Source organism: Brevibacillus sp. FSL K6-2834, from assembly GCF_038592925.1.
Taxonomy (GTDB): domain Bacteria; phylum Bacillota; class Bacilli; order Brevibacillales; family Brevibacillaceae; genus Brevibacillus; species Brevibacillus borstelensis.
Genome location: NZ_CP151945.1, coordinates 808,349 through 825,848, shown reverse-complemented (window position 1 = coordinate 825,848; position 17,500 = coordinate 808,349). Strand labels below are relative to the sequence as shown.

Genomic DNA, 17,500 nt, shown 5'->3' with positions numbered 1-17,500 from the left:
CACGTTCACCGCCTCAGCTAACCGGAACACGCGTTTCCGATAGAATCGCCGATAGGATCCGGTCGATCGTAGCTCCCTCCAGCCGAGCCTCCGGTTTCAAAATAATCCGATGAGCAAATGTCACCGGCACCAGTTCTTTGATGTCATCCGGAATCACATAATCTCGCCCACGCACGAAAGCCAACGCCTGGACCGCACGGAAAAGGGCAAGTGACCCGCGTGGGCTGACGCCCAGGTACACCTGATGGTGTTCTCTCGTCCGCATGCACAAGCGTACCAAGTACTCCTGAACGCCTTCAGACACTCGGACAGTGGCGACCTGCTTTTGGATTTGAGACAGCTCTTCTGTTGTAACGACGGGCTCCAGGCTGTCGAGCGGGTTTTCCCCGGAGAACCTGTTTAACATCCGCACCTCTTCCTCCAAGGTCGGATAGCCAAGACGCAGCTGCATCAAAAAGCGGTCTAACTGCGCTTCCGGCAAAGGAAACGTACCCTCGTACTCCAAAGGGTTTTGGGTTGCCATTACAAAAAACGGGCTGTTTAATCGGTAGGTATTGCCGTCAACGGTAACGGAACGCTCCTCCATTGCCTCAAGCAGCGATGACTGTGTCTTTGGAGAGGTACGGTTGATCTCGTCAGCCAAAATGACATTGGCAAAGATCGGTCCGGGACGGAACTCGAATTCCATCGTTTTTTGATTGAAAATCGCTACGCCTGTTACATCTGTCGGCAGCAGGTCGGGAGTAAACTGGATTCGTTTAAATTCGCCGCCAATCGATCTCGCCAAAGACCGAACCAGCATGGTTTTACCGACTCCAGGGACATCTTCCAGCAAAACATGGCCATTTGCCAATATGGCTGCCACGCATAGTTCAATAATGGAGCGCTTTCCAATCAGTACTTTTTCAATATTAGCAATCAACTTTTCCACAGAGGGATGTGGATGATCGAGTTTAATCGAGTTCATGGATGACAACTCCTGTTCCAACGTATTCTACCTTTTCGGCAATCACGTGTAATAAGGGCCTTTTCATCAAATAGGAACGGCCGATGGTCGACTCTCTCTTCATTTTATCTGATACCTTCATCCAGTGGAGAGGAAACCTATTCCTAAAGTAAGATAATGCGCTTGAAGTTACAAGGAAAAAATCGTTAATATTTGTAAAATTGTGAAATGAACTATGAAAAAAAGGGTAGGATGCATTCCTACCCTGTTGTCGTAATCTACACATATGGCGTGCCCTGAGAGATTCGAACTCCCGACCTTTTGATTCGTAGTCAAACGCTCTATCCAGCTGAGCTAAGGGCACAAAATGGAGCGGACGACGGGGCTCGAACCCGCGACCTTCGCCTTGGCAAGGCGACGCTCTACCAATTGAGCTACGTCCGCATAATCGTGATTACATATAAAACGTATAAACAGTCTCAAGGTCACTATGGTGCGGGTGAAGGGACTTGAACCCCCACGGTCTCCCGCCAGAACCTAAATCTGGTCGAGGCCATCTGACAGATAAGAGTGTATCATGTCGAATGCTGATGGGTCAAGGGTTTTGTGCAAACTGTTTATGGTAAGGAAGGGCAAAAAATGAAACCTACTGTTCGATTTGGTCCCCAATTCGTCCCCGCGTCCCCAAGTGTCCGTCGGATTTCTTCTATATTAAATATGCATACAGCGGATTATTTGGATCGATATTGACAGCAAAGACCCGTCTCCGATTTAATGCAGTGACGGGTCTACAGCTTCTTATTTGTTGAGCCACTCCATATACGAAATCATCTGTCCGGGTTCAAGCCTTGATTCTTTGGTGTAAATTTTATCTGGGGGCCCTATCTGAGATGTCAAAAATACGAGTAAGTTGTCGAACTGTTGGTAATCACCGTTACCAACCGAAATTTTCAATATTTTTCGGTTGTAAGTAACAACGTACGTGGTCCCAGTACTCTCATCTACAAATTGTGCTATCGCTTCTGGTTTTTTAAAAACAACAATAATGGCTCCCATGATCCTACTTCTTACATCCATTGAATCTAATGAGGTAAGTACATTTGACACGTTGCTCTCCCCTTTATGGAATTACGTCAATGATTGCATCCATCTGAATCCACCGGCTCTCCTCATCGTTCACCAGTTTAACCCGCCGGCTGTTTTGATCCATCCACTTGATCACGCCCCACATGCTGTAGGTTTTGCCCAAGTCCTCTTTGACTGGCTGCCACCACGTGATGGTAATCGCGTAATCCTCGCGGGCGGAATCCCTTATGAGATACTGGAAACTCGCCAGCTCATCTTCCTCGAGTACTGGCATCTTTTCCAGCTTCTGTTCTTCCCGGTGCTGCAGGTACAGCTCGCGCTGCTCTGGCAGCACAAATCGGGATGCTGCAAACATATTGTCTATTTTGCTCGCCATGGATGATGGACTCCCCTTTCCCATGCTTCCAGCAGTTCGATTTTATCTGGCTGCATGCGGTCCCAATTGATATATTCTTCCCGCTTCAGGACTTCTAGCACCTCCATGATTCCGCCCCGGGATCTCCCGGTTTTGATGCACAGTTCATCTACCGTTGGTGTCCGGCGACGGCCGGCAGAATAGTTTGCAATTACCCGGAGTATCTTTCGCTCGATATCAGACAGCATGTCTGATCACCGCCGACTGGACAGCGAGGATTCTGTCGATAATAAACACTCGCGGCGCTTTTCGAGTGTAACAGTATGCTTTTAGCCTGGCGTCCGTAATTGTAAGCGGCCGTATGGTTCGCTGAGTCGTCTGGCCTGTGCTGTCTATGTAAATAATCTGGATATCTTGCTGCTGATTGACTGCTCGCAGCAGTTCTTTAACCATGGTGATCGCCCCCAAAATAAGAACATTTGTTTGTATTATATAAAAACAAATGTTCGGTATTCAAGAAAAAAATCATCCGCGCACAATCACCATATCGTTCGCGGATGGTACGAGTGAGATAAAAAATGCCCTCCACGATTTGGTCTTATCCCCGTCAAGTGGACAGTTCAAAACAAGCCCTTGCTTTACGCAGCCTCAGCTCGGTATTGAACTGGGCTGAGGCTGCGTAAACGAGCTTGAATCCGTTCGTGATTGTAAAAATGAATGTAACGTTCGATTGCTTTATTCACCTCTTCTTCGGTTCCGAAGGAATCCAAATATATACATTCTGTTTTGAGGTGGCTAAAAAAGCTTTCGATACAAGCGTTGTCCAGGCAGTTTCCTTTTCTCGACATACTTGGAGTTATGTTATACGCTTGTAATAGATTCTGATATGCTCTGGACGTGTACTGGCTTCCCTGATCGCTATGTAGCAGGACGCCATTCACGTCTCTTTTTTGTGTCGCTGCCTTCACAGTATCTAAGACGAGGGACAAATCATTCTGTTTGCTGACCTTATAGGCAATTACCTCATTATTGAAAAGGTCGTAAATGACAGACAGATACAGCCGTCTCCCGTTAAAAATGATATAGGTAATATCTGTAGCCCATTTTTCAGTAGGTCGTGACGCAGCAAACTCACGGTTCAACTTGTTTTCTGTTATCACGATTGGCTCTTGTAACTGCTAAACTAAATTCAACAGTATCCGCCAAATAGAAATGAACACTTTTTTCTTTCACTTGGTAACCCAGTTAAGCTATGATTACTTGTTCAACATAGCTTGGCTGGGGGATGGGAAAGGTGGAAAAATTACTGTTGTATCTTCAGGTTCATCAATTAAAAGAGCAAGGATTTAAGGTGGCAGCCATCGCAAGGAAATTGGATCTGTCGAGGAACACGGTCTATAAATATCTAGATATGACTTTTGAGGAGGCATCAGATTGGGTCAATTCCCTTGGTAACAGAAGCAAAAAGTTGAATCCCTACCGGGATAGGATTCTCAGTTGGTTACATGAACATCCAGATCTGTCTTCTTCTCAGGTCGAGGACTGGTTAAAGGAGAAATATCCTTCCATTAAGATTGGAGGAAGCACAGTTCGATCCTATGTTAGTGAGCTAAGGGAAATATACCATATTCCGAAAATTGTACATATTCGTGATCACGAAGCAGTGGACGAGTTGCCAATGGGCCAACAGGCTCAAGTGGATTGGGGAGAAGTCACGGTTAAAAATATGGAAAAAAAGGACGTGAGATTATACTTCATCACTTTTGTTCTCTCCCACTCCCGTTTCAAGTATGTAGAGTGGCAAAGCAGACCCTTTACCACAAGGGATGCAATCAGATGCCATGAAAACGCATTCGTATTTTTCGGAGGAATGCCAGAGGAATTGGTTTATGACCAAGATCACCTGATCACCGTAAGTGAAAATGCAGGAGACATTATCCTGACGAGTGAATTTCAGTCTTATAAGCAAGAACGTGGATTTCGCCTTTATTTATGCCGCAAGGCAGATCCGCAAAGTAAGGGCAAGATAGAAAACGTAGTGAAATTCGTGAAAAGAAACTTTGCCAAACACAGGGTTTTCTCCAATATCGATGCATGGAACGAACGGTCTCTGGCCTGGCTATCACGGACAGGCAATTACAATGTGCACCATACAACAAAAAAGAGACCGGTTGAAGTGCACGCCCTCGAAAAGCAACACTTGAAGCCAGTCTCTCCCCTGCTCTCTTTCGAGAGCAACCGTGGATCCAGTATAACAAGAACTGTCCATAAGGACAATGTGATTAAATATAAATCCAATCGGTACTCCCTTCCTTTAGGGACATACCGTCCAAGGGGAGAGAATCAAGTATTTATCGAGATTCATGAAGAGGAACTGATTGTCAGAGCAACTCCGCAAGGAGAAGTTCTTGCACGACATCAGCTTTGCCACGGAAAAGGAGAGCTTATAAAAAGTAGACAGCACTCACGTGATCGATCTAAAGGGATTCATGCTTATAAGGAGACCATTATCCGCCAATTTCACGATCAAGAAAAAGCAATGCTGTTTATTCATGAGATAAGCGTTCGGTATCCGAGGTATGTACGTGATCATTTGCAAATCGTTCAATATGCCATCACCCATTTCCAACCTGATATTGAGGAAGCCTTGGATGTATGTGTAAAAGACCATTTATGGAGTGCAAATGACCTCCGGGATGTTGCACAGCACCTTTCCCGACTAAAAGATACCAAGCCCTCCTCAGAACCTCGTTTCGATCAAGCAATACCAAGCAACTTCCGCAACCTCTCCGCATTACAAGCCACTTCACCAACGAGGGAAATGGATAAATATTTAAAAATACTAGGGGGCATTTGACGTTGAACAGCACCGTACAGACCATGCAAAATTACTTCCGCCATCTTCGGATGGCGGAGACAGCCAATGAACTGCCTGAATTCCTTCGTAAAGCTGAAAAATTCTCTTGGACCTATCAGGAATTTCTAGAAGAACTCTTAACCTATGAATTGAAACGGAGAGAAGCAAAAAATGCGGAGAGGAGATTGAAATGGGCCAAGTTTCCCTATCAAAAGACCTTGGATGAATTTCAGATCGATGAGCAAAAGTCAATCAGTTCCCGCCAAATCAAACAGTTGAAGGAACTGAATTGGCTAGAACAACAGTACAATCTGATCCTTCTTGGTCCTCCAGGAGTGGGCAAAACCCACATTGCAATTGGACTTGGGTTAGAAGCGATACAAAAGGGTTTTCAAGTTACCTTTTCAACCATGGGAGAGTTGATCCATCTATTGAAAACCCAAGAGTACCTCACAAAATCACAAACGCAGCTTAAAAGAATAAACGAATCCGATTTGGTCATTATTGATGATCTCATGTATATGGCAATGGATCAAAGGGAGGCAAACCTATTTTTCCACCTCATAAACAACCTGTATGAACGAAGTTCAATCATATTAACATCCAACAAAGGACCCGAACAGTGGGGAGAATTAATAGGTGATCAAGGAATTACGACGGCTATATTAGATCGATTGCTTCACAGAGTGGAAGTGATCCAACTAAACGAAGACAGCTACAGAATCAAATACAGGAGCTCTATTTTCGGAGAAAAAAGTGTTCAATCTTAATGAGCAAAAAGTGTTCAAAACTACTTGACGGTTACAGCTCTTTGCGTCCATAATACTTTCGTTTCCTGCGAATACGTGATTGGATCCCCACCTCTTTCATCAGTCGGTACACACGCTTATGATTAATTCGAATGCCATGGACCCGGTATAGCCACATCTTAATTCGAGGATATCCGTATATTCCATTGACCCGTTGATGACAATGCAAAATCAGCTTTTTTAACTCCTGGTCTTCCGCGTATTTTCTCGTCGGGTTCTTCTGTAAGTGCAGCCACTTATAATAACCACTTTTTGATACTTGAGCAATTTTGCATAGTAACAGAACTGGATAACGATCCGCCATCTCAGCAATAATCCGAAAAATTACTGTTTTTCCCTGATCCTTCTTCTTTCCCCCTTTCTGGCTTCTAAGAGCTTTTTTAAGAATTCTACCTCCGCTTCAAGACGCCTAATTCTTTCATCTGAAGTCATGGGGTTTTTACGAGGCCTTCCCTTGCTCATCCCTCTGGCTTTGCCTCTTTGGTCTACCAATCCTTGTACGCCGTGATCTCTGTATTTTCTAACCCATCTACGGAACATCCGTAAATCCAAACCGTAGGTTTCTTGAATTTGTTTATACGTAGCTCCTTGTTCAAACCATTCCACTACTTGTGTCTTAAATTCAAGCGAGTATGTCATTTTCCCCATAAAGAATATCCCCTCCAATTAAACAGTAATGGTCTTTCTTTTTACTGTCTACTTAAAGGGGATAATATCATTCGGATACGTAGGGGCTGCTGAACGGTTTTCAAACTTCAAAAATGTTTCCAAAAGCAGGAATTCTATAGGAAAGAAGACGGTTTAACCAGGAGACAAAAAAATCCCGCAGCCTACGCTCGAGGTTCATCACCAGGAGCTGAAGCGCGATGACGGTTTCACTTGTTTTCGCAAGGCATGCTCGAATACGGCCAAGCCCATACCTGCGCTTGCCCTCACCAAATTTGCCTTCTATGGCGTTGCGTTTTCGTGCATCTTGTCTTGCGACTCGCCGTTGTTCTGTCGCTTCTTCGCCTTGTACGGGACGGCCAAGCGCCGGACCGCTCAAACGAATGCCATGCGCTTTGCAAAATGCCCTGTTTTGCCGGGTGCGATAGATTTGATCGGCAAGTACCGCCTTCGGGTAACAACCAAAGCGTCTCTTGTATGCTTCTACAGATTCGATCAGCGTCACCCCTTCGTTGAAGCTGTCCCATGATAGACGCTCCAGAAAAGCATAGCCGTTCACCATGCTGACCGACACTTTGGCGCCAAACTCTACTCGCGCTTTCGCTTTGCCGCGTACGACGGGGCGGACGTGCGGTTGGTGGATGCTCACGATTCGATCTTCGATCTGATGCGTTTTGCGTTCAAACATCATGCGTTGCTGTCGATACAGTTCCTGAATCACAAGCAAGTCGCGATATTGTTTCCGGCTCAAAAGTGTCAACGGCTGCCGTGAGGCCAGTTTGCGGATAATGTGAAGGTTACGTGCTACATACCGGAGTTGCTTGCCGATCGCTCGACGAATCACCTTGCCGTTTACACGACGCTGTTTGGCCACGGCCAGGTACTCCTTTCGGGCTTTATCCCGATAAGTCCGTGGTTTGCGGGCACGACCAATCTGTGGAGCATGTAACGTATCGATGATCTCCTCCAGTTTCTCACGCGCCTCGTTCAGCAAGTTCAAATCGGTAGGGTACGCCACATCCGCCGGGGTACATGTGGCATCCAGCAACAAGACACCCTGGTTCGGATCTTCTTCGGTTGTTGAGCGACGCTTGGTCGTACGCTTGCCTTTGGATTTTGTACCTGATTTTGGTTCATTGTCACGGTCGGAATCTTGTGTGGTTTTGGCGGCTTCGACCGCGATGATCTCGTTGATTTCACGGAGGATCTGCTCGCTCAGACGCTTACGAAAATGCGTCATGAGAGACGGATGGAACGGCGGATGATCCTGATAGCCTTCCAGCCCGATGAAATATTGCAGATACGGGTTTTCGACAATCTGCTGGACCGTTTCACGGTCCGACAGTTGCAAGCGTTCCTGAATGATAAGCGCCCCAAGGGCGACACGTATGGAAACCGCTTTTTGTCCACGAAACGATTTGCGGAAGGACTTGGCATACTTTTTCTCTGCATATGCCCACGGTACCAACTGAGCCAGCTTGACCCAGCGATTTTCTTTATTCAACTTGCCGCCAAACGGCAAGAAGAAATCATCAGGGAGAAGCAGTTGATTTTCACGATGAGAGAGAAATTCGTACATTCAGATCCGCTCCATGTGCAAGGAATTTGAAGGGAAATCGTTGATTTCCTTGCACATGAGTTCGATGAAAACGAGGCGAAACCCTTGTGGTTACCGGATTTTTTATCTGTTCAGCAGCCCCCAATTATATCCCGGCGGTGACACGTAATAAGCAAAGGGATATTGAAACAACTAAATATTACACTGAAAACGGTTGGAATGTCTTAAGAGTTTGGGAACACGATTTAAAAGAAAACTTTCAAGGGACTATACACCGAATTATCGAATTTATTACTACTTCCATTAATTTTAGGCAAAAGAAACAACCGATAAGAAAAAGCTAAATCCAAATGGACTTAGTTTTTTTGGTTATTCAAGAACTGAATATTGTATCAAGAATGCAACTCGTTATTGGATTGAAATTACCAACATTTTGTATTGATTTCGCTGACCGTCACTAATCTATATGACATAAAATTATTTTGATTCGGGGTGGTTTTCATCAAAATTTATAATGCCTCCGCAATCAGGTTGCTCGATTTCCTGCACTAAAATTACCCAACCATATTCGCATATGAACAAGAGACAATTCCCGAACACTAAAGTTTAAGCCAATTGTGCCAAAACTGGCTCCATATAACAATCTAAAAACTCTTCGGTTACACCCCTGATTTTCCTTTTTTTACAGAGAGCATAAAGTTCCTCCACAGCTGAATATGGAAAAAATCTAGTATTAAGTGATTGAAATTGCGGTTTGGTTGCTTCTTTAAATACCTTATCACGGTCTTCATCCGCCGCTACTATTACATAACGTGTCGGGAATGGAGGTAATGCGTCCTGTAATCCTTTCATACGGGTTAAACCGCTTGTTACGCCTGTGCTATGCTCTACTTCCATTACTGCTGGCATAAGTTTTCCGTTCTTGAACCAAATACAGTCAATTAACAAAGCAGCTCGGTATGCATCTTCAAAAGGTGCTATTAGATTTTCATTACGAAGTGAACTTACTACGCAATCCATTTCCCCAATTTTTTTATTCTTATATACAATCCCCTTATCATTTTGAGCTACCCAAGTACGAAAACCGAGCTGTTGACCAATTTCAATAAGTGCAATTTGCATTTGGGAATGCCGTCTTTTAACGTCTATATCCATTTCTGTTTTGACTTCATCAGGCAAAACCAAAGCATCGTACAATACTTCAACGGACGGAACTTCTGAAATGACAATATCAGATTTTGATTCATACATTGCTCCAGCTGGGTGAGGGTTATCAGGACACCACATAAGATGCTTATGCCCTCTGCGAATTTTGGTATTGGAACTGATACTTTCAATTCGCCCAGGATAGCAATAATAAAATTGCGGTGTATGAGCCATTAATGCTTCAAGAACAGAGCGGGTATTATAACTGCCACCAAGCACTCTGTCAAAGTTAATTGGGTGATTCGGAAAAAATGCATTAGCAATTCTCCAAATCATTTGTGTTGAAATTGACTCTTCAGGTACGGCAGCCCACGTTTCTCCTTTATTGGGGTTAATGCGTTTAATAATTATTGGTCCTTCTGGATAAACGACATCTACAATTTTGATTAATCCAGGTGTTCTGCTATGAACATATTGATAAATCTGATTGCGTGGCAACCTTCCGATTTCGTGTACAATATTGGCAGCGGTCAGCCTGGTCATAATTTCACCTTCAAAAAGTCTAAAATGGTTTCAGCGATACCTTTTGAAGCCAAGTATGGAACACCGTTCCCAACTGTTTTAAAGGCATCACTAAGCGTTATATTTTGGGGTAAAGTATATTCCTTTGGTAAAGATTGTATCGCTAACGCTTCTGCAACAGAAATTCTACGGGCTTTATATGGGTGTAAATGAACTTCATTGTTGCCATATGCCGCTGTCGGAGAATATCTCCAACGGTGAAGTCTCTTATATGATTTTTTTGAATCATCTCCTTCTGGGATTGATTGAAATTTTGTAAGACCAGCTCTTGGAGTAAAATACTGTTCAGAATTTGGATGATTATAGACATCATTTTTTCTAAACCAATATTCAACCGTCAACTCAACAGGGATGCCTTCTGGAAGGGGAATTTCGCTGTCTTCTTCAAAAGGGGTTGTTTGCACCCAAGGTATCGATGCTATATCTTCAAGTCTGTATTTTATGTGTTTCTCCCAAGGGAAAATTTCAGAAAGCGTTTCATTCCCGTTAAGGTGAATTCCTAAATCGTCTAAAACTGTCTTTTGAAAACCGATTAAAATAATTCGCTCTCTTTGTTGTGGAACTCCGTATTCAATTGCATTTATCAGACGTTCGGTAGTCAGATAACCTTCATTATGCAGCTTGGCTTTCATTTCATCATAAAAAACTCTATGTTTTTTAGTACGCCAAAGCCCTTTAACGTTCTCTAATAGAAAAAAATCTGGTTTTTGTTGGCAAATTAATTCAACATAAGTTCTTGTCAGTTTTCCATTTTCGCCTTCGTGACCTCTATTTTTTCCTCCAACTGAAAAATCGGGACAAGGAGGACCTCCAATAAACCCGACTAATTCACCATTCATTCTGACTTCACGTATTAACCCAGCCAATTTTTCAGGCTCATTTTCTTGAGTAAATTCTGTAACATCTCTTAAATAATATCCAAATTCGGGTTCAGCAAAATTTAAAACCCTTCTTGAGTGTATGTAGGTTTCCATAAATGGTCTATGATATTCATTTACAAAAGCAATATTATAGCCACTCTTCTCAAAACCTAGATCCAAGAAGCCTGCACCTGAGAAAAATGAAAAGATTGTTGGCTTTTTATTCATTCGAATTAAACCTTCCCTGAAACAAATTTCGACATATCGTATTAGATTTCAACATTCCTCTTCTGAAATCCTGCTTTTTATGGTTAAAGATGATTGTCTACTATATAAAATTGTCACCGCCGGGATATAATTGACCCAGGTTCGCTGAACTGCTCCCCAAATGGTAGACAGAGGAAATTGACCCATTTGGTCGAATTTCGACTTAAAGGGGAGTGAGTGGTAATGACTTATCAAAATCATACGATTGAATGTAAGCTGGAAGTTGTAAAATCTATATTGGAAGAAGGTTTGTCCTATCGAGAGGCAGCCAAACGGTTTGGCTTTAAAACTCACTCTAACGTGAAAAATTGGGTACATGCATACAAAATCCATGGAGTAGAAGGATTGAAGGACGGGAGAGGACAGGGGCTTAAAAAGGCTTTGTCAAAAATCCCTTCTAATCTCACTTTGGAACAGGAAAACAAGTGGCTACGAGCTCAAAATGCATTTTTAAAAAAGTTATTGAAAACCGAAAGGAGAGATGCTCCAGACACGGAAAATACGCCGTTATTCAAGCACTAAGCAGCCAATTCCCCGTATCTTTGCTGTGCGCTGCCGCAGGAATTGCCAGGAGCAGCTATTATAAATGGCTTAAAACTGGGATAAAGCAAAAAGATGCTGCTGTTTGTGGAATCATATCCTTTGAGCATCGAAGACTGGGCGGCATTTATGGTTATCGTCGTATGAAGGCTATACTGCTCACAAAATACGGTTTGCATCTCAATCGTAAGCGTGTGTATCGGCTGATGAAGCAAATGAACATGCAGGCGATCATACGGCGTAGACGTTATCCACGGATTCAATACAAAAGACATACCCTGGCGCCCAATCTTCTGGATCGGCATTTTCAAGCAGCTCATCCCAATCAAAAGTGGGTTACTGACATCACGTATTTGCAAGCTGGAAAAAAACGATATTTTCTTTCCGTCATCTTGGACCTTTTCAACAATGAAGTGGTCTCATACCGCTTAAGTGACAGTCTTGACGTCCAGTTTGTGCTAGAGACGGTACAAGAGGCCGTCCAAAACCGTTCGACGCATCAACTGCTGATTCACAGTGATCAAGGAATGCATTACACAACAAAAGCATATTACCGCTTGCTGCGAAAGCATGGGATTATTCAGAGTATGTCTCGAAAAGGGAATTGTCTGGATAATGCCTGCATCGAATCCTTTTTCGGCCACTTGAAAGCAGAACTGCGCCCGCATTTGTTTGATGAAGCCGTCGATGTGGGAACAGCAATCAAGAAGTATATTGAATTTTATAACCACGAAAGGCCACAAATGCGATTGAACGGCATGTCGCCAAGCGAATTCCGAAACCTTTTCCTCCAAAGTGCCTGATGGGTCAAAATCAATCAGTCCACAAAATGGGGGTCAGATCAGGGTCAGATCACGCCGGAAAGAAAATGACCCACCCTTAGCGAATATATCCCCTTCGGTATTAACAGCCAAGTTAATTTTCGGAGGGAGACACATGCTAAGGAGTGGGATAGTGATATCGTTACATACCATGAGAGCAGAAGGCAAGAGTATTCGTGAAATTGCCCGTCTAACGGGGCATTCTCGAAATACAGTTCGCCGATATCTCCGGGGTGAATTCTCCCCCGAAAAGGGAACCCGTAAATCTCGTGGTTCCAAGCTTGATCCATTCAAACCGTTCCTGCAGGAACGGCTTCAAGAAGGTATCTATAACTGCGAGGTTTTATTCGAGATACCAGTAAAACATGCATCGCATGGCAAGCGAGCCTATCATGCCCGCCCCTCCATGTAAAGCCGCCCACGTAACCATTCACCTGTTAAAAACCCATTTACACAAAAAAATTTACATTCCCTATTGGACAGCCCCTCCAACGTCTTCTGTATGGTGATACGCACTGAGTTCGAACCAGCGTTCCCTGTCAAGATTGGAAAGTTCTTTTCCTTTAGTTTCCATGAGTGCCCGAAAACCTGTTCTGCCTGTGTTTTCGGGCCTGATCTCACATGTGTTCGGAGTCACTTTTTGTAAGCATCCCAACCAATTCTGTAAATGTATCACAGATTAGAGTCAGAGCTTTTTCTTTATCTGAAACTCCTCTCTCATGATCCCATATCCCAATTTTGGGCTCCTGATTCCGGCGATAGTCAAAACAAAGATAATTTCCAAAAGGATCATCAGCAAATGGGACTACACCTTCCGGAAGTCGTTCAGCTAACTTTCGTTTTACCGTGAGGACGTTTCGGCTCTCTTCTTGGTTTAACGGGATAAGACTAGAGAAAACAGCCTCTCTATCCCCCACGTAGAAGGTATCCGGATCCGGTTGTCCCCCGTTGTTTTGTTTTACACAGTCCACGTAATCTTTCGGGAAAATGATCCCCAACTGCTGTTCGATCGATTTGATTTCCTCCGTGTCCAGTGGTCGCTTTGGAAATAGCCACGAAACTTCTGTCGTCATGCTTCCACCCCTCACCTCTAACGCATACTTTGTCCGCCACCCCAAAGCGATCTGCCTCCGGTATGGCGCGTCTCTTCGTGAAATTCTCTGTCAACGAGCTGTAAGACACCAGGTCTTTCGCTGTGATGCCAGACATACCCCTCAGGGACTCGACCAGCATGTATTTGTTCAATCTGTTGGTCGCTAAACTTTGATCGAAGTTCAGGATTTTTCGCAATCTCTTCTCTGAGCGCTTCTGTCGCTCGTCGAAACTGCTTTGCATCTGATTCGAGATACAGGGACTCATCCAATTTCATCTCAAAAACAGAAGGAAATTCAGGAAAAACTCCAACGACAACTTTATCTCCGATGTAGACTGTCTTCTCAACAAAACGGATTCCTGTATCCGGATGCTCCTTCCCATTGTACTCTTCGTTTATGGTCCTTACGCGTATTGGCTCATCCGCTTGTTCAAATGAGGTAATCGTACGAGGGGTTAGTTCTCGCGCGAAAGCGGGGAGATCCGATCGTCGATCCTCGGTTGTCCTTTCACGAGCCACCTCCAGCATTGGCGATGCGAGTGTTTCAAACATACGAGGATCCTCCTTTGACATGCTCAACCCAGGAAAAATAGAAGTTTTCTGACTCTTTTCGCTCTGCTGCCTGATGACGAAGCAGGCATTGAATGAGCGCCAGTTCGTATTCGGGGGCATTTTCGTAATTCACATAATGTCGAAGGGCTAAGCGGTACTGCCGATCCCACTCGTTGAAATTATGAGCGTCTCTCGCTGACTGCAAAATACGGTGAGCCGGTACTATCTTCGAAATCACTTGAGCTAAATCAGAAAAATTTTCTTGCTTCCATAGTTCAAGGGATTGACCTTTGGTTAGACGATCTAATTCTGCCAACAACCGCTCTCGAACAGCAGGCTCCGTTCGGGAAGTAAGCAACCATTTTTTCAATGGTTCCGGATCGATGCGCTCATTTTTGACTGATTGCGACTCTCCGACCCTTCCTTTCAAGAGAAGAGAGAGCCATTGTTGAAGAAGGACCTTGTTTTGTTCCATTTGGTTGTTTCCCTCGTAAGTGTATACACGCCCTTGCTCTGTAACAAAAGGCTCCATTGCGCAAAGTATGGGTTGCAACCAATTATTTTGATAAACAGCAGCAACCCCAGTCTTCAGTTTGGCCAACTCTTGCATCTGATCCGTATTGAGATTCGCTGCTTTTCCAACCTCGATGCGATCTCTTTCATCGGGCAGCCGTAAGACAATTTTTGTGTTGGTATTTCGGATGACCGAGGAATCCAGTAAGTTGGGGGCTTGATCAGCAATAATAAATCCTTCTCCATAGGTACGCATTTCTGCGATCGCAGTAGCGATCATTTCAACGGACTTGCCATGGAGATTGGCATGCTCCGCGGATTGATCCGTATTGGATTTACGGAGGAGGTGGTGTGCTTCCTCTAACACCGTTACATGCTGTAATTCGTTATTCATCCCGTTCTTCGCAGACATGCGATACTCCTGCAAACGCATAAACAGAATCCCCATCAGCAATGCCTTTGTTTCCATGGAGCCAATGCGACTTAAATCGATAATACAAGACTGATCAAAAAGAACCTCATCGCCCACTTCCACACCTGCAAACATTCTGCCCGCCAGTCCATTGGTGAGAGAACGCACGCGTGTAACCAGCGCTCCGATGTAATTGCTCTTCACCTCCTCCGAATATCCAGAGTGGTTAATGACCAGCGGCAATGCTTCCAGCAAATGGTCAAAGGTCGGGAATGGCTGAGATTCCCGCAAGCAAAAAGAATTCTCCAAATCCCAACCAGCCTTCTCATACGCGAGCTCGATGGCTTCTTTCAGGATGGCTGGCATAGCCGCATACATGGGCCAGCACGCATTGAAGATCTCCACGAGTCGATCAATATGCTCGAGGACATGGATTCTCTTTGGAAAACGGAAAGGGTTAATCTGTAACAAGGGGGAATAAGCAGGGTTTGTACCAAAAACGGAAACCCCTTTGCGCCATCCGAAAACATTCTTGTATTCCCCCTTGGCTGGTTCAATGACAAGAAAAGGGATATTCTTGCGATGCAATTCGTTCAGGATCTGATAAATACAGTTCGATTTTCCGGTACCGGTAGACCCGGTAATGAATGTGTGCATCGTTAGGCTGTTGATGTCGATATCAACGGATGTAGATTCCTTTTTCCCCCGATGGAAAATATGCCCGAGCCGAAAAGTAGGGGAGGTACGAAAACCATCATAGGTAATGACGTTTCGTCCAAACTCAGCCGTCTCAATGACAGGCAAGCCGCTGATTGATTTTTGCGGAAGTCCAAAAGAAATCGTCAGTTCTTTACCGCTGACAAGTGATCCCGGTGTCACATACGGTAGATCTAGTGGCACTGGTACCTGAAGATCGATCAAGGGATGATGCAGCTTCTGCAAATATTTTCGTACTTCCTGCAAGTTCTCCCGATGACTGTTATCCCATGTATTGATAAAAGCCTGCTCGACTGCAGAATTCTCTCCGCGCATGAGCGCTTTGTATGTGCTGGCGGCAACGCGCGATGTTTGCGAATTGGAAGAGATAAAATAAGCCGCACAATTCCACATTCCAAAGTCTTCTGCCCCTCGCAGACGAGTCAGTTGATCCTCAATTTTGGCAAGCAAGTTCGTCACTGTTTTATTCTCGAACGTAACAGTCAAGTTTTTGGAACGCCCTTCCGTGACCGTCTCCGACCGACTTTCTTGACTGGATGTTGACTCTGATCTCCCCTTTGTGTTTGTTGACCCATCTGTAGTGGACTCACTTGTCGTTTCAGACGTGCTGGTGGAGCGGTTTCGACTATAAGAAGGAACGGCAGCACTGACTCCGCCTAGGACCGCCCCTCCCAAGGCCGCACCGATCGGTCCGCCAAAGAGAAAACCGGCGCCTGCTCCAACGGCTGTTAATCCAGCATTCGGTGAAAAAGAAAGAGAACTTCCCCTTCCTTCCGTTTTTGTGTTTGTCGCTCCACGCGTATAGCTCTGGGTCTTGCTCAAGCTTTCCGTGACCGTTTCTGTAATTCCTTGTGTCCATCCTTCTGTCGAAGCGATGCTGTCACTAAGCCCAAAGCCGAGTTCGCAGCCTGCGAATGGAACAAGTTGGGAATACAACGATTCATACCCTCGTCTGATTTCTTCCATTTGTCCATGGCTTACCGGGTCAGCAATCAAGATCGCTGAGAATGCTTCATCCTTCATCGCGTCAATTAATTTTTCCAGTCCTTGAACAAATTTCATCTTGTCTTCGCCCTTGAACGAGGGGATACCGGAAACGGCGGAAATCACTTTGTCATTATTCGTCAATTCCGATTGAAACAATCCCTGCATGACACTTTCAATCCGTGAATTGGTTAGGTTTTCCAACTGACTGCCAGGGAAGTTTCCGAGGAAACTCTTTTCTAATGCTTCTTTAGCCGCTCCAACTGTCTCTTCGCGTGATCTCGTGCAAGTCCCCAGATACAAGTCCGTCTTTGTCCCGTCACTGTCGATAATCATAATGAGTGATCCATCCACATTGCGGATGGCATGATAGACACTTGCAAGCTTGTCGAGATTATTCTCGCCTTTGTCATAAACCAGCTTGTTCAGCTTAAACAAACGAATGTTGTGGCGCAAGGACAGCTCTTGAATGTGCTTGGGGATTGGAACAACAGGATGACGGGCAATCTCACGCAGATATTTCTTTTCAACCAGACTCAGAGAAAGTTGAAATGCATCTTCCAGGTCCTGATAGTTGCGTCCATCCAGTTCACTCACTTGCATGTTTCGATCATCGATCCTCTCTTCGTTTGTTCTGTGGTTGTATCAGGCTGTTTCGAGCCTGGTTTCGATATTCCGTTTCAAAGGGCCTCTCCCCAGGCTTGTTCAAGCCTTTTTTGCCGTGGGAACCTTTCCG

The 17,500-nt window shown here is 44.6% G+C and carries 18 protein-coding genes, 2 tRNA genes and 1 pseudogene; 6 read left to right on the top strand and 15 right to left on the bottom strand.

Features of this window, described 5'->3' with window-relative positions:
* Positions 1–13 precede the first annotated feature (13 nt).
* From NST96_RS04330 to NST96_RS04295, 8 genes are all read right to left on the bottom strand, one after another.
* On the bottom strand, positions 14–967 hold the full coding sequence (locus NST96_RS04330; protein WP_024984798.1) for a MoxR family ATPase: 954 nt from the start codon (positions 965–967) through the stop codon (positions 14–16).
* Between the two features lie 266 nt (positions 968–1,233).
* Positions 1,234–1,310, bottom strand: a tRNA-Arg gene (locus NST96_RS04325).
* Positions 1,311–1,314: 4 nt separating this feature from the next.
* A tRNA-Gly gene (locus NST96_RS04320) sits at positions 1,315–1,390 on the bottom strand.
* A 354-nt stretch (positions 1,391–1,744) separates the two neighbouring features.
* Positions 1,745–2,053, bottom strand: coding sequence for a hypothetical protein (locus NST96_RS04315; RefSeq protein WP_342405638.1), 309 nt, complete (start codon positions 2,051–2,053; stop codon positions 1,745–1,747).
* A gap of 13 nt (positions 2,054–2,066) precedes the next feature.
* Complete coding sequence (locus tag NST96_RS04310) at positions 2,067–2,408, bottom strand: YolD-like family protein (RefSeq protein WP_342405637.1); 342 nt, start codon at positions 2,406–2,408, stop codon at positions 2,067–2,069.
* Positions 2,393–2,635: a hypothetical protein gene (locus NST96_RS04305; RefSeq protein ID WP_342405636.1), complete on the bottom strand. Its 243-nt coding sequence runs from the start codon at positions 2,633–2,635 to the stop codon at positions 2,393–2,395. Before NST96_RS04305 ends, NST96_RS04310 begins: the two co-directional genes overlap by 16 nt.
* Positions 2,625–2,840, bottom strand: coding sequence for a WYL domain-containing protein (locus NST96_RS04300; protein WP_342405635.1), 216 nt, complete (start codon positions 2,838–2,840; stop codon positions 2,625–2,627). The genes NST96_RS04305 and NST96_RS04300 overlap by 11 nt, the downstream gene beginning before the upstream one ends.
* A gap of 185 nt (positions 2,841–3,025) precedes the next feature.
* Entirely contained in the window at positions 3,026–3,547 is a 522-nt protein-coding gene (locus NST96_RS04295) for an IS3 family transposase (protein WP_342405634.1), read from the bottom strand.
* A 146-nt stretch (positions 3,548–3,693) separates the two neighbouring features.
* Here NST96_RS04295 and istA point away from each other — a divergent pair, with 146 nt between their 5' ends.
* Positions 3,694–5,244 carry an IS21 family transposase gene (istA, locus tag NST96_RS04290; protein ID WP_342406531.1) on the top strand — a complete coding sequence of 517 codons (1,551 nt, stop codon included), beginning with the start codon at positions 3,694–3,696 and terminating at the stop codon, positions 5,242–5,244.
* A gap of 2 nt (positions 5,245–5,246) precedes the next feature.
* On the top strand, positions 5,247–6,014 hold the full coding sequence (gene istB, locus NST96_RS04285) for an IS21-like element helper ATPase IstB (protein ID WP_023554153.1): 768 nt from the start codon (positions 5,247–5,249) through the stop codon (positions 6,012–6,014).
* Between the two features lie 363 nt (positions 6,015–6,377).
* On the opposite strand, the gene NST96_RS04280 is transcribed toward istB, so the two are convergent.
* Both NST96_RS04280 and NST96_RS04275 read right to left on the bottom strand, forming a co-directional pair.
* Positions 6,378–6,701 (bottom strand): helix-turn-helix domain-containing protein, encoded by a 324-nt coding sequence (locus tag NST96_RS04280; protein WP_023557377.1) that lies wholly within the window; start codon positions 6,699–6,701, stop codon positions 6,378–6,380.
* 100 nt (positions 6,702–6,801) lie between these two features.
* Positions 6,802–8,298 carry an IS5 family transposase gene (locus NST96_RS04275; RefSeq protein WP_342405632.1) on the bottom strand — a complete coding sequence of 499 codons (1,497 nt, stop codon included), beginning with the start codon at positions 8,296–8,298 and terminating at the stop codon, positions 6,802–6,804.
* An 86-nt stretch (positions 8,299–8,384) separates the two neighbouring features.
* Between NST96_RS04275 and NST96_RS04270 the strand changes: the two genes are divergently transcribed.
* Positions 8,385–8,621 (top strand): DUF559 domain-containing protein, encoded by a 237-nt coding sequence (locus NST96_RS04270; protein WP_342405631.1) that lies wholly within the window; start codon positions 8,385–8,387, stop codon positions 8,619–8,621.
* 262 nt (positions 8,622–8,883) lie between these two features.
* Here NST96_RS04270 and NST96_RS04265 read toward each other — a convergent pair whose 3' ends face one another.
* Together NST96_RS04265 and NST96_RS04260 are read right to left on the bottom strand one after the other, a co-directional pair.
* Positions 8,884–9,966: a restriction endonuclease gene (locus NST96_RS04265; protein WP_342405630.1), complete on the bottom strand. Its 1,083-nt coding sequence runs from the start codon at positions 9,964–9,966 to the stop codon at positions 8,884–8,886.
* Entirely contained in the window at positions 9,963–11,093 is a 1,131-nt protein-coding gene (locus NST96_RS04260) for a DNA cytosine methyltransferase (protein ID WP_342405629.1), read from the bottom strand. The genes NST96_RS04265 and NST96_RS04260 overlap by 4 nt, the downstream gene beginning before the upstream one ends.
* A gap of 222 nt (positions 11,094–11,315) precedes the next feature.
* On the opposite strand from NST96_RS04260, the gene NST96_RS04255 reads away from it, so the two are divergent.
* The 3 genes and pseudogenes from NST96_RS04255 to NST96_RS04245 form a co-directional block, all read left to right on the top strand.
* Positions 11,316–11,654, top strand: a complete 339-nt coding sequence (locus NST96_RS04255; protein WP_342405628.1) for a helix-turn-helix domain-containing protein — start codon at positions 11,316–11,318, stop codon at positions 11,652–11,654.
* On the top strand, positions 11,558–12,475 hold the full coding sequence (locus NST96_RS04250; protein ID WP_342405627.1) for an IS3 family transposase: 918 nt from the start codon (positions 11,558–11,560) through the stop codon (positions 12,473–12,475). The genes NST96_RS04255 and NST96_RS04250 overlap by 97 nt, the downstream gene beginning before the upstream one ends.
* A 133-nt stretch (positions 12,476–12,608) precedes the next feature.
* A pseudogene (locus NST96_RS04245) lies at positions 12,609–12,845 on the top strand (helix-turn-helix domain-containing protein); the annotation flags it as partial.
* Positions 12,846–13,110: 265 nt separating this feature from the next.
* Here the strand turns inward: NST96_RS04245 and NST96_RS04240 are convergent.
* From NST96_RS04240 to NST96_RS04230, 3 genes are read right to left on the bottom strand one after another with little or no spacing between them, the layout of a single operon-like run.
* Positions 13,111–13,566, bottom strand: coding sequence for an SMI1/KNR4 family protein (locus NST96_RS04240; protein WP_342405626.1), 456 nt, complete (start codon positions 13,564–13,566; stop codon positions 13,111–13,113).
* Between the two features lie 17 nt (positions 13,567–13,583).
* Positions 13,584–14,138 (bottom strand): HNH endonuclease, encoded by a 555-nt coding sequence (locus tag NST96_RS04235; protein ID WP_342405625.1) that lies wholly within the window; start codon positions 14,136–14,138, stop codon positions 13,584–13,586.
* The gene (locus tag NST96_RS04230; RefSeq protein ID WP_342405624.1) at positions 14,131–17,367 is read right to left on the bottom strand and encodes a DUF87 domain-containing protein; all 3,237 of its coding nucleotides are present in this window, start codon (positions 17,365–17,367) and stop codon (positions 14,131–14,133) included. The genes NST96_RS04235 and NST96_RS04230 overlap by 8 nt, the downstream gene beginning before the upstream one ends.
* Positions 17,368–17,500: the final 133 nt, after the last annotated feature.